At 66.7% G+C, this 13418-nt stretch carries 8 protein-coding genes; 5 read left to right on the plus strand and 3 right to left on the minus strand.

Annotated features, from left to right (window positions below; all coding sequences use genetic code 11):
• The first annotated feature begins 78 nt into the window (after positions 1-78).
• On the plus strand, positions 79-1164 hold the full coding sequence (locus tag ACFOES_RS20425) for a hypothetical protein (protein WP_377835474.1): 1086 nt from the start codon (positions 79-81) through the stop codon (positions 1162-1164).
• Between the two features lie 252 nt (positions 1165-1416).
• Positions 1417-1548 carry a hypothetical protein gene (locus ACFOES_RS20430; RefSeq protein ID WP_377835476.1) on the plus strand — a complete coding sequence of 44 codons (132 nt, stop codon included), beginning with the start codon at positions 1417-1419 and terminating at the stop codon, positions 1546-1548.
• A gap of 9 nt (positions 1549-1557) precedes the next feature.
• On the opposite strand, the gene ACFOES_RS20435 is transcribed toward ACFOES_RS20430, so the two are convergent.
• Together ACFOES_RS20435 and ACFOES_RS20440 are read right to left on the minus strand one after the other, a co-directional pair.
• Positions 1558-3534 (minus strand): glycosyltransferase family 2 protein, encoded by a 1977-nt coding sequence (locus tag ACFOES_RS20435; RefSeq protein ID WP_377835478.1) that lies wholly within the window; start codon positions 3532-3534, stop codon positions 1558-1560.
• 53 nt (positions 3535-3587) lie between these two features.
• Positions 3588-4322, minus strand: coding sequence for a sulfotransferase family protein (locus ACFOES_RS20440; protein ID WP_377835480.1), 735 nt, complete (start codon positions 4320-4322; stop codon positions 3588-3590).
• Between the two features lie 696 nt (positions 4323-5018).
• Between ACFOES_RS20440 and ACFOES_RS20445 the strand changes: the two genes are divergently transcribed.
• Together ACFOES_RS20445 and ACFOES_RS20450 are read left to right on the plus strand one after the other, a co-directional pair.
• Positions 5019-10673 (plus strand): calcium-binding protein, encoded by a 5655-nt coding sequence (locus ACFOES_RS20445; protein ID WP_377835482.1) that lies wholly within the window; start codon positions 5019-5021, stop codon positions 10671-10673.
• Between the two features lie 239 nt (positions 10674-10912).
• Positions 10913-11923: a hypothetical protein gene (locus ACFOES_RS20450; protein ID WP_377835484.1), complete on the plus strand. Its 1011-nt coding sequence runs from the start codon at positions 10913-10915 to the stop codon at positions 11921-11923.
• Here the strand turns inward: ACFOES_RS20450 and ACFOES_RS20455 are convergent.
• Positions 11917-12915, minus strand: a complete 999-nt coding sequence (locus ACFOES_RS20455) for a polysaccharide biosynthesis protein (protein WP_377835486.1) — start codon at positions 12913-12915, stop codon at positions 11917-11919. The two genes, ACFOES_RS20450 and ACFOES_RS20455, sit on opposite strands and share 7 nt — an antisense overlap.
• A 299-nt stretch (positions 12916-13214) precedes the next feature.
• On the opposite strand from ACFOES_RS20455, the gene ACFOES_RS20460 reads away from it, so the two are divergent.
• A partial coding sequence (locus ACFOES_RS20460) for a dTDP-4-dehydrorhamnose 3,5-epimerase family protein (RefSeq protein ID WP_377835488.1) occupies positions 13215-13418 on the plus strand: 204 nt, incomplete at its 3' end.

Genomic DNA, 13418 nt, shown 5'->3' on the forward strand with positions numbered 1-13418 from the left:
TAACTGGACCTTATCGGAAGTAATGGCGGTGTTCAGGAAAGGCTTCGGTAATCGGCAAAATGGGACTAGATTGCCGATATGACATCCTCACCCACTGATTCGGAACAAGATTTCAACGACGGCCTGTCGCTGCCGTCGCCCTATGATACCGCGCCGGCAGACGAGCCCTGGTTCCTGCCGCCGCCGCCGGAGGGGGAGGCGTGGCAGATGCCCGGGCCGCGGGTCGAGCGGCCGGTCGCGGTCGACGTGGCGGACTGGGCGGCGGCCGAGGCCGGCGCGGGGCTGGTTCGGGCCGCCGTCGCGCTGGCCCGGCTCGACGAGCGGCTGCGCTGCAGTCCCGGCGCCACCGGGCTGATCCGGCGGCTGGCGCTGGAGGAGGCCGAGGCGCTGGTCCGGGCCTCGGGCGACCGGCTGCCCGCCGGGGCGCTGGCGCTGGCCGTGGCGCAGCGCGGGTCCGGGACCGAGGAGGATACGAGGCGGCTGCGGGCGGCGGCCTGGGCCGAGCGCCGGCTGCTGGCCGCGCTGGCGACGGCGCCGGGCGGGCTGGGCGCCTTCCTCGGCCTGCAAACCGTCTCTAACCCGGCGCTGGGAGAGCTGGCACCGCGGCCCGGCGGCATCGAGTTGGCACTGGCGGCCGAGGCCTGGGAGGCGGGGCTGTCGGCGCTGGACGCCCATCCGCTGACCCGCGCCGGCTTTGCCCATCACCTGTGGCGCGGCCTCGGCCTGTCGCTGCCGGAGGACATGGTCGAGAGCGGCACCACCGCGGCGCTGATCGGGGCCGAGGAGGCCCGCGTCCTGCCCTTCGTGCCGGTCGCCCTGGCCGGCGGCGGGGCGCATCGCGCCGGCGGGCCGGCGGCGGAGCGGCTGCGGGCCTGGTATGGCGGCGTCGAGCGCGGCTGCCTGGCCGCGCTGCTGAGCTGCGAGCGGGTCAGCGCCTGGCGCGCCCGGGCGGCGGCGCGGACCGCCGACCTGCAGGGCCGGACGGTGCCGCGGCTGCTCGATGCGCTTGCCGCCGCGCCGCTGGTCTCGGCGGCAGCGGCGGCGGTCGAGGCCGGCTGCTCGCGCTCGGCCGCCGAGCGCAACCTGGCCCTGCTGCGCGACCGGGGCCTCGTCGCCGAGCTGACCGGGCAGAGCCGATTCAGGCTCTGGCGCACCCGGATCTGAGCCCAGGGCAGCCCAAGGCAGGCCAGGGTAGGGGCAGGGCAGGGGGCGGGGCTGGAGAGGCAGACGTGGCGGCGGCGGATCGCGGCGGAAAAAGCGACAGCAGGAGGGCCAAGGACTTCCCTTGCCGGAGCGGCGCACGTATTGTCCGGGTTGAAGCGGGCAGCGTAAGCTCACCCTAAGGGGATCGCGCCGGGTCTCCGGCAGATCGTGGGCGCCGGTCCCTGTTTGTTAGTGATTTCTGCAGGAGTTTGCATGTTCGACGGTAAGTATGTTCTCGCGATGATCCTCACGGCGCTGGTGGGCGGGATCGCAATCGGGGCCAGTGCGGGCAATACCTTCCTGCCATCCGCGGCGTGCCTGCAAGCTCCGCGGGCCGAGCCGTAGGGCGCGGCGTCAACCGGCCCGGGAACGATCGCTCGAACGCGATCCCTGCGTCGTGCCGAGGATCCTGCGCCGCCCCTTGGTGTCGAGGCCGGGGAAGGCGAGGGTGTCCTCTCCGATCGAGATGTCGAGCAGGTCGATGCCCGTCGCATGGGTGGCGTGACCGACGCAGGCATCCTCGAGCCCGACCACCGGCATGGCGAAGAACTCCTTCATCGCGAGATACATGTAGCTGCAGGCCGCGAGGCCGCGGGGCGCGAGCACGTAGCCGTAGCCGCCCGCGGCGTAATCCCGGGGCAGGGGATACTGGTAGCCGCGGCTGTCGATGACCGGATCGGCGCATTTCCCGATATGCCAGCCGTGCCACTGGCTCTCATGCCGCTCTGCCCCGACGCGCCGGCCGGCATAGTCGGCCTGTTCGGCGATCACCCTGTCGAGGCAGGCGCGGAACTTGCCGGGGTTTTGCAGGATCATGTCGTCGTCGATCTTGACCAGCAGCCGGGGCGGGGCGAGCAGGTCGAACAGCATGTAGGCGTAGAACAGCTTGCGGTGCAGGCTTTCGTAGATGTCGGGCGTGGGCACCTTGAGGAAGCGGCCGTCATAGCCGAAGGACAGGCCGGTCTCGGCCTCGCCATGGGCGCTGTTCTCGCCATGCAGGATGATGTGATGGACGTCACCGCCCAAGGCATCGAAGCTGGCCACCGACTCCGCGGTCGCGTCGAGGCGCGGCAGGCAGCTGGCATGCAGGATGACCGTCCTGCCGGCGCAATCGGCCCGCAGGCGGGCGCTGTCCTCCGGGTGGGCGACCTGGAGCAGCGTGGTCAGGAAGCTCTTGATATGGCGGTTGCGCGGGAACAGGGAGAAGGCGTCGCGCAGCGCGGCGAAATCGGCGCAGAGCTCTTCGGGGCTGGCGCGGTCGGGCAGGGAGGCGAGCCAGCGCAGCTGCGACTGGCCGCCGTTCACCGTGAATTGGAGGTGGTAATAGGCGGGCCGGTTCGGGCGCAGCTCGGGCGGAACCCTTTCGAGCAGGCCGATGCTGGTCTTGACGACGGTCTCGACCTCTCCCCGTGTCCGTGCCAGCAGCTCTTCCGCCGCGGCCTGGAGCGTCATCCGGTCTTGCCAGTGCCGCATCTCGCGGAAGAAGCGGACGACCGTCTCGTCGCGGAAGAACCGGTGCGAGAGCAGGCCGAAGGTGACGTCTTCGTCGAACTGGGCCAGATCGTGCCAGAACCGGTCGACGGTGCCATCCTCGAGCCCCGCGTAGTGGGCGCGCCAGGTCGCGCCGACCCCCTTCGGCATGCGGGTATTGGCGGCGTAGGCCCTGCCGCCGGCGGCGATCTTGGCCTTGTAGTGCTCCAGCGTCCGATAGGGGTAGTGCAGGATGCGCAGCCGCGCGCCCGCCGCCTCCTCGCTGCCGGGCACGCCGCTGACGGCGTGGTTGCCCTGCTCGACCTCGACCGTCGCCGCTGCCCGATGCAGCACCTTGGTCAGCAGCGGCGTGCCGAGGTTGGTCTTGCTTTCCGTCTCGAACACGGTGGAGGTGCAGGGATGGGCCGTGCCGGTGCCCTTGGGCGCGTCGCCGCAAATGACGACGGCATTGTGCCGGCGCACCTCGAGGATGCCGGTTTCCGCCGAGAGGCCCGACAGCAGCGTCTTCAGGTCGCCGGTCTCGGGGACCCAGAATTCGTCGGCGTCGCTGTTGATCACCCAGTCGGCGCCATGGTCGGTGGCGGCCTTGCGGGCCATCTCGGTCACCCAGGCCTGCTGGTCGTAGGTGTCGTCGGGCTGGTGCAGGTAGTCGATGGTGAATTCCCGCGCCAGCTCGGCGATCAGCTCGCGGGTGCCGTCGGTGGACAGGTTGTCCATGACGATGAAGCTGTCGACGCCCATCGCGCCGTGAAAGCGGATGTTCTGGGCGAGGATGTCCTGCTCGTCGCGGACGAGAAGCGTCATCGTGATGCGGGTGGTCATCGGGGTACTCTCTGTCATCGGCACGGGGAGTCGGAACGGGAAAGCGGCGGCAACGGTCCTTCGATAGCAGCCTAGAGAACCCTGGGCGACCAGCCGTAGCCGAAGCTGTTGAAATCCTCCTCGTAGAGTTCGCGCACGAGGTCGAGTTCCGCGTCGCCGTAATGCGCCTTGATCTTGTCGCCGGCCGAGGTCGCATGGGTGATCTCGGTCTGCAGGGCGTCCCGGGGCAGGCCGAGCCGGGTGAACAGGCGGTCGAGATCGGCCTGCAGATGCTCGAACCGGCCGATGAAGTCATAGGCCATGCTGCGCGGCTGGAGCAGGAAGCTCTGCGACATCCAGTGGATGTTTCTCTGGGCGTCCGGCTGGTCCTTCACGGCCAGCAGGTAATCGCGAAAGCTCAGCTGCCGTCTGTTGGCGATGCCCAGCTCGTTGTGGAAATAGCGGCGCTGCTCCGCATCCGTCTCCTGCACGAACTTGTCGAGATAGCAGGAGAGGGCGCGGGTGAAGGGGTTGCGGACGAAGCAGAAGCGGATCACCCGCGGGTCGTCGAGCAGGATCCGGAACGTCCGCGGATCGTTTCGGATCTGCTGGATGGGAGAGTGATCGCGGTCGTGCACGTTGTCCGGCAGGCGCGCGGCATCGCCGCCGGCCTCGGCGAATTGCAGGCTGCGCTTGATCGTAGAGCAGGCCGCCTTCGGGGTTTCGACATAGATGTAGCGGAACCGCGCGGAGAAGTTGACGACGTAGTTGGTGTCGGCTTTCCGCAGCCCCAGCAGATTGCGAAAAGTCGTTTCGACTTCCGTCATGCGTGTTTCCCCTGCTGATCCATCCCGCGCCCGGAGGAGGCGGGCCGGGCCCGTCCCGCCGATGCTAGCAGATGCGCCCGGCCGGCGCGACAGCAACGGGGTGGGGGCGGCAACTGGACGCGCGCGCCCGGCGGCGCCCGGGAGAACGATTCGCGCCAAGCGCGATTGTGGCGGCGCGGCGGCCGGGCGCGGCTGGCGGAGCGGCGCGGCGGAGCGGGGGCAGGCGTTTCGGATGTCGCGCGCGGCCGGGGCCGGCGCCAGGGGCGTCTCGTGCCGGCCCCGCAGGCATCACGGCGACGTGAAGGGGGCGGAGCAAACTCCGCTGATGGGCGCCGCGGCGCGCCGGGCGGGCGGCGATCAACAGTGATGCGGCGGATCGCCGCACAGGATCGGCAACGAATTGTTTCCAAACCCGATCCATTCGGCGAGTGTCTGGTAAGCTTCTAATATACAATGAAAAAATTTTCGCACGCCGCAGCGGGAATCCGCCGCCGGGCGCTCAAATGCAAAAATTCATCTGTTAAGATGTCTCGGTTGACGGAGATCAATGAAGGGCCTCACAGTTATGTGAATAGTCGTTTCAGAAACGGGGAGTCGAGCCGACTCTTCAGCGAGCAGAATTTGAAAACAGAGAGACTGAAAATGGCCAAGGACATTATCTCTTTCACGAACACGACCGGTCTCTCGGACGAAGTGTTGAGTCACGTCTCCGAGGAGCTCGGACGTTTTGCCGCCAGCGATGACTTCCTGGCGCGCATGGAAACGGCTTTCGGTGACCGGCTTTCCGCGCTGCAGCTTGACGACCTTCGTCAATCGTGGCTCGACGGAACCTTCAACCTGCCGGCGATCGAAATCGTCGATGAAACCGAGATCGGCGGGGCGCAGGGCGCCTATTCCGCCGAGCTCAACAAGATTTTCCTTTCGGGTGCTTTTCTCGCCACCCAGACGCCGGAGGTGATTGCCGGCGTGGTGATCGAGGAATACGGCCACGCGATCGACACGATCCTGAACGAAGGCGTCGATTCCGCCGGTGACGAGGGCAACATCTTTGCCCGCCTGGTTGCCGGCGAAGACCTGTCGGACACGTTGCTGGCCGCGCTCAAGGCCGAGGATGACAGCGCCACGGCGGTGCTGGACGGCCAGAGCACGGCGATCGAACAGGCGGTGCCCGCACCTGTCGCCGTGACCCACGCCTCGGGCGTGCACACCTTCTCGATCAACGACATCATCGGCGGTTATGACGGTGTCACCTATGCCGACGATCCGACGATCATCGCCCTCGGCGGCACCTCCGAGGTGGCGACGCTGACCGACAAGATGGGCACCGTGATGTCGCCGATCGACAGCGAGTTCGGCTTCTACGTCTCCGACTTCCTGCCGGCGATCGACAAGGTCCACGACTATGACTACGCCGAAGGCTGGGCCGGGAACATCAAGGGCGACCTGAACGGCGACGGCATTGCCGACAGCTCGGTCGGCCTGGCGATGGTCAATGCCCAGACCGACACGTTCAAGTCGGGCCAGCCCTTCGGGACCTGGGCCGCGGGCCTGGGCGGCAACTCGGTGAAGGCCTCGACCGAGCACTACACGGTCATGGCCCAGCTGCTGTCCGACCAGGAAGTGCCGGACGACGGCAGCGCGACCTATCCGCTGGACAACGACCTGATCATCCGCGGCGGCACCTATGACGGCCAGTACGTCGCCGACGTGCTGCCGATCGTGGGCGACGTCAACGGGGACGGCACCACCGATATCCGCGACGTGCTGACGCCGAACGAAAGCACGACGGGCGAGAACATCGCCTATAGCGACGACTATTCGGTGACGCTGAAGGACGACGGCAAGCTGCTCTATCGCTGGGGCACCGAGGTCAAGCGGCCGAACGACATCCGGCTCGACGTCAAGCTCGACCTGCCGGACGAGTGGAAGAACGACGCCGACCTCGACAATGACGGCACGGCGGACGTCCAGGAGCTGAACGGCGGCCTGGGCTATCACGTCACGCGGGCCGAACTGGTGATCGTCCATGACATTACCAACAACCCGAACGACCAGGTCCGGCCCGAGGATTACGAGAACGAGGACGCGACCGGGCGTGGCCCGTCCTATTATGTCGTGACCGATCCGAACGACCCGACCAACACCCTCTGGGTGTCGCCGGTCGACAGCTATGACGGCAGCGGCACGGCCCTGCCCAGCTACTTCAAGATGACGGATACCGGCGAGATCGACATGACCGCCGGCGGCACCGCCGTCTATGCGGCTGACGGCAGCACCCTGCTGGGCTATCGCAATGTCGATGGCGACGGCAATGAAATCGGCACGGTGTTCCGCGACCTGTCGCTGATCCCGCGCAACGATGCCGCCAACCTGGTGTTCGAAGCGGCCGACCTTGATGGCGGCTTCACCAATGCCTGGTACACGACCACCGACCGCGATCCGTTCGAATGGTCCTACGACAAGTACTCCGACGATCCCTATCGCCAGGTCTACGAAGGCTTCCGCAGCCGCGAGCTGGCGGAAGACGCGGGCTATACCGATGACGATCTGGTCTCGGGGCCGCGCTGGCGGATCACCGCCAACAAGTTCGGTCAGGACATTCCCGGCGTCGAAATCCCGCTCGAGCCGAACAGCCAGCCGCCTTATCAGAAGGACAACATCCGCTATGAAGTGGGCGAGCTGACGACGACCACGATCAACCTGCTCGACTGGGAAGACACCAACGGCAACGGGATCCAGGACGACTCGCCGCTGGCCTTCTCGACCGGCTGGACGATGATCGATCCGACCCGGATGGACCTGGACGGCGACGGCCTGATCGATGAGGGCTGGACCCTGGTCAACGGCACGCTCGGAGCGGGCGACGCCGTGCCGACGGGTGCGATCTTCAGCGCCGTGACCCCGAACGGTCAATCGCTGACGGCGGACTTCTTCGACACCGCGATCTACCTGAAGGGCGACCGTCAGGATTCGGCGAAATACTACAACATGCAACTCGTGCTGGAGTATGACGGCGATCCGACCACGGTGACGGGCTACGATTACGCCGCCGCTTCGGACGGTGACGTCTTCAACATCACCCCGGTCGATCACATCCCGGTGCTGGAAGGCACCAATACCGGCGACAACAAGCAGGATATCCCGCCGGATATCGACCAGCCGGTGACGACCACCGATCCCGACTTCACCTCGCATCACGTGTTCAGCACGGATGACGTGACCGGGACCTACGATGGCCTGACCCAGGGCGATGTCCAGCCCGGCGATCCGCCGGTGGTCGACTTCAGCGCCGATCCGCAGGTTACCAAGGACGGTGTCGAGCTCTATCCGATCAACAGTGAATTCGCCTTCAACGTCACCGACTTCGAAGGGGCCGAGGATCGCGACTTCACGCTCGATCCGGAATACGAGGAAGGTTGGGTCGGTGATATGACCGATGCCGACGGCAACCAGCTTGGCCTGACCGTCTCGGATTCGCCGACCGACACCTTCAACACCCCGGCGCTGCTGGGCACCTGGCTGGTCGGGATGGGCGGGACCGCCGTGAAGGCCTCGACCGAGCACTACTCGGTGATGCAGAGCATCCTGTCCGATCAGCGTTATCCGGGCGATCCGACCGCGCTCTATCCGCTCGATGACGACCTGGTCATGATCGGCGGCGCCTATGACGGGCAGCATGTCCAGGACATCCTGCCGATCGTCGGCGACGTCAATGGCGACGGCGTCACGGATATCCGCGACGTGCTCGCGCCCAACGAATCGACGATCACCCAGGACATCGCTGTCAGCAGCGACTACTCGGTGACGCTGAAGGACGACGGCAAGCTGCTCTATCGTTGGGGCAACCTGGTCAAGCGGCCGGTCGACGTCCGTGTCGAAGCCTCGCTCGATCTGCCCGACGAATGGGCGACCGAGGATCAGGACACGAACCTGCTGCCGCTCTACCGGATCACCGGGGCCGAGTTGGTGGTCGACCATGACATCACCAACAACCCGAACGACCAGATCCGGCCCGAGGACTACGAGAACGAGGCCGCGACCGGCCGGCTGCCGACCTACACGGTCGACGATGCCGGGCGCTGGGTGACGACGGCGGACTTCTACACCGGCGACGGCACCTTCCTGCCGACGGGCACCGTGCTGAAGGACCCGGCCCTTGCGACCGCGGTTCAGGGCACGCTGCTCGATCAGATCGGCGCGATGTCCGAGGACCTGGCCGAGGGTTACACGGCCGCCTGGTACACCACCCAGGACCGTGACCCGTTCGAACCCACCCTCGACGGCGACAGCTACGACGTCGGCCCGCGGTGGCGGCTGAAATCGAACAAGTACGGGCAGGACCTGCCCGGCGTCGAGATCCCGCAGGATCCGAGCGCCGAGCCGCCGCCGAAATCCGACGAGCTGAAGTATGAAGTCGGCGCGCGGACGCAGACCGTGATCAACCTGCTGGACTGGGAAACCATCTCGCCGCTCACCACGAGCGCGGGTTGGCAGAACGGCACCGGCACGACCACGATCAACGGCCTGAACCTGACCGAGAACTTCGACGTCGCCTTCTACATCAAGGGCGATATCAAGCCGGTGAACATCTACAGCACCGACCTGCGGCTGAACTACGAACAGCTGCCGATCGCCGCTGTCGGTGAGACCGTGACCGGCGGTGCCGGCGACGACGTGCTGGTCGGACAGGGCGGCAACACCCTGACCGGCGCTGCTGGCGACGACCTGTTCGTGCTCTCCTACGGGGCGCCGGACAGCCCGAGCGTCATCAACAGCCTCGTCACCGACTTCCAGGTCGGCCAGGACATGCTGGGTCTGTTCAGTCTCGGTGTCTCGGAAGCCACGTTCGACAACCACATCGTTCAGACCGTGGTTGGCGGCGACCTGCAGATCGCGCTGGACGGTTACCAGATCGCGACCCTGGAGGGTGTGACCGAGGCGCTCGACCTCACCGACTTCCAGCTGTTGAGCCAGTTCTCGATGCCGATGACCACGATCTACGGCACCCCGGGCGACGACACCCTGAGGGGCGATGATTACCTCAACACGATCTATGCCCTGGAAGGGAACGACCTCGTCTATGCCTTCGACGCCTCGGATACGATCTACGGTGGCGCCGGCGAAGACACGATCGCGGCCGGCAGCGGCGACGATCTGGTCTATGGCGGGGATGACAACGACACCCTGTACGGCGCGGATGGCGACGATACCGTCATCGGTGGCAACGGGGCCGACCTTGCCTATCTCGGCTATGGCGACGACGTCTACCGCGACCACGCGGAAGGCGCGCCGACGGGCAACGACACCGTCTATGCCGGTCCTGGCAACGACACCATCTATGGTGGCGGCGGCGACGACCTGTTCGTCGGCCACGGCCAGAACGACGTGATCTACGGCTATGACGGCAACGACACCATCGACGGTGGCTACGGTTCCGATACCCTTTACGGCAGCGTCGGGGACGACTTGATCCTCGGCGGTGACCATGCCGACATGATCTATGGCGGTGCCGGTAACGACACGGCCGATGGCGGCAACGGGACCGACGTGATCGCGCTGCACGATGGCGACGACACTTTCATCGACAACGACCAGGACGGGCCGCTTGGCAACGACACGGTCTGGGGCGGCGACGGCAACGACTCGCTGATCGGCGGCGGCGGCAACGACGAGCTGCACGGCGTGACCGGCGACGATACCATCGCCGGCGGTGCTGGCGACGACGTGATCTATGGCGGCGCCAATGTCGACTCCATCGACGGCGGCACCGGCAACGACACCATCTACGGTGGCACCCATGTCGACATGATCACTGCCGGTCTCGGCAATGACGTGGTCGATGGCGGGCTCGGCGCTGACCTTGTCTACCTCAACGGCGGCAACGACCTGTATCTCGACAACGATCAGGACGGGCCGCAGGGGAATGACACGGTCTGGGCCGGCGTCGGCAACGACACCATCCAGGGCGGTGCCGGCGACGACGTGTTCCGCGGCCAGGAAAACGACGATACGATCTATGGCCGGCTTGGCAACGACCAGATCTTCGGTGGCGGCGGCACGGACATGCTCGACGGCGGTGCCGGCAACGACACGATGTTCGGCGGCGCCGGGGCTGACACGTTCGTCTTCGCCCTCGGCAGCGACCGGATCGTCGATTTCGAAACCGGTGTCGACGAGATCGCCCTCGACAGCGCGCTGTGGACCGGCACGCTGAGCACCACCGAGGTCGTGTCGCAATTCGCGACCACGACGGCGCCGGGCGTCCTGTTCGACTTCGGCGGCGGCAACACGCTGCTGCTGTCGGGCCTCGACGACGTCAGCGGCCTCGAAAACGATCTGGCCATCCTGTGACCGGACCCGTTCCGGGCGGCGTTCGCGCCGCCCGGAGAGCCTGAAAGGCCCTGTTTCGCCACGACGCGGAGCAGGGCCTTTTCCTGTCCGGGCGGCGCCGGGCGCGATCCCCGTCGCGAGCGGCGGAAACCGCCGCTGCGGGCGAAGAGATCACTGGCCTGCCGGTTCAAACATGGTAGAACGGCGGGCAGAAAAACCGATCCGGGCCCTTTCGAATGAAGCTCATAATTCATGCTGGAATGCACAAGACCGGCTCGAGTTCGATCCAGCAGACATTCTCCGGGTTCAAGCCCGAGGGCTATTGCTATTTCGACTGGAAGACGCCGAACCACTCGCCCCTGTTCGCGCTTCTGTTCCACGAGCCGGTAGAGAGCTATCACAGGTTCTCCGGCAATGCCGAGCCGCGCCAGCAGCTGCTGGCCGAGCGCGCGCAATGGCGCGACAAGCTGATCGCCTTCATCGAGGAGAACCGCGGCGCGACCCAGGTATTCTCGGCCGAGGACATCTCCGGCCGCTACGAGGGCGCGGTTGCCGCGATGCGGGATTTCTTCGCGGAGTATTACGACGAGATCGAGGTGATCGCCTATGTCCGGCCGCCGATCTCCTACATGCAGAGCGGCTTTCAGCAGATGGTCAAGGGCGGCGGGCTGGACGTGCTGGAGCCGCGGCGGCTGTGGCCGAACTACCGCGGCCGGTTCGAGAAGCTCGAGCGGGTATTCGGCGCGGACCGGGTGCGGTTCCGCAAGTTCGGCAAGGACAGCCTTGTCGGCGGCGATGTGGTGACGGATTTCGCGGCGGCGGTGGGGGCCGAGCTGCCCAAGGACCGCATCGTCCGGGCCAATGACAGCCTCAGCCTCGAGGCGGTGGCGCTGCTGTTCGCGCAGCGGCGGCTGGGAGAGGGTTTCGTCCGGGGCTTCGAGGGCGCCCATACAGCGAACAACCGTTTCATCCGGTTGCTGTCGCGGATCGGCGAGCAGAAGCTCGTTTTCGCCCCGGCGCTGACCGATCCGATGGTCGAGGCCAACCGCGCCGATCTCGACTGGATGGAGGCGCGGCTGGACGCGCCGCTTCTCGACACGCCCGGCACCGGCGGCCGCCAGATCGCCTCGGAGGACGACCTGCTTGCCGTGGCCGAGGAGAACCTGCCCGCGCTGGAGGAATTGCTGGCGACGGAGCTGGAAAACTCGGCCGACGCGCCCCGGACCCGGCTGGTGCGCCGCCTGGAGATGCTGCGCCGGCTGTCCTACTGAGCGTCGCGCAGATCCTTGATCTGCCGTTCGAGCCGTTTCAGCCGCTGGGCCTGGTTCAGCGTGATCTCGACCAGGTAGTCGATCATGCGGCGCTGGATCTCGGCCTCGTCCGGCGGCGGCGCGGGCGCCGGCGTCTCGGACAGGTAGTCGATGCCGAGCCGGTCGCGGATGAACTCGAAGAGCGGGCGCTGCTCGTCGATGATCTCGGCGGTCTCGTCGTGGCGGAAGCAGAATTCGGTCATGTCGTGCAGGGACGGCACCGGGCAGAGGCTCGTGTCGACGACGACGCGCTCGAACCGTTCGGGCAGGACCGGCTCCTCGAAGCGGTTGTTGAAGAGCGCGCGCAGCAGGGTTTCCGCCGGCTCGGCGCGTTCCAGCTGCCGCTTGCCCATGCTCTCGAGCGCCAGCCCCGTGGTCTCGGCAAAGTCGGCGAGGACGTCGATGCCCTTGTCGTGCCGGCGCACCGCCAGGCAGTCGCCGAAATTCTCGGCCCAGGCGCGAAAGCCGGAATAGATGCCGAGTAGGTCGCGGGCGCGCTGGCCATAGGGCTGGATCGAGCCGGGCTGCTGCTTGTGGCGGATGCCCCACTGGGCATAGGCCGAGGGCAGCCAGGCATAGGGGTTGCGGATATAGGCGACGATCTGCAACGCGACATCCGGCTTCGCCTGCAGCCGCCGCAGGAACGGGGTGAAGTTGTGGACGTTGCCGTAGATGGCTTCGTTCGACAGCACGAAGGTCTCGATCCCCTCGGCCGCGCTCCGGGCCGCGAGCCGGTCGTAGAACTGCTCGGCATGGGATTCCATCGTCGCCGCATCCGAGGTGAAGAACCTCTCCTGGCCTTCGTAGCCCCGGAAGCCGGGGTCGATCGCGTCAAACCACATCCCCAGATAGGCGACCTTCTGGGCCGCCAGCCTTTCCGTGCTCGTCGCCAGGGCATGCTGGACCGAACTGGTGCCGGTCTTGCCCATGCCGACATGGAAAATGATGCGCATCGATCTCTCGCTCTCCTTGCGGCCGGGGGCCTGAACAGGGCAACCGCGCCGGGATCATCGCATATTCCGCGCGCGATATCAGTCCCGTCCGCGACGATTCCCGAAGTGACTGCGCGGCAGAATCGCAAAGCCGCCGCGGCGCCACAACCCATGCCGCGGCGATCGCCCGCCGGCAAGCGGGCACGGCGGGCAGCGGGTACCGCCGAAATCCTGCCGCGGCCGGGCAAGGGGAACCGTGACAAGGCTCCGGCGACTTGGTAATCGGGAACCGATGGCCCGCATCTTCGGAGGAGCGTCAGGTGGAGATTGAAGAGACCGCCCTGCCCGGCGTCGTCCTGCTGACGCCGGCGCGTTTCGGGGACAGCCGGGGGTTCTTCTCCGAGACCTGGAACCGGCGGCGGATGGCCGCGGCGGGGCTGGATTTCGACTTCGTGCAGGACAACCATTCCTTCTCGGCCCGGGCCGGCACGGTGCGGGGGCTGCATTTCCAGGCCCCGCCCCAT

Source organism: Acidimangrovimonas pyrenivorans (assembly GCF_042643245.1).
Classification (GTDB): domain Bacteria; phylum Pseudomonadota; class Alphaproteobacteria; order Rhodobacterales; family Rhodobacteraceae; genus Acidimangrovimonas; species Acidimangrovimonas pyrenivorans.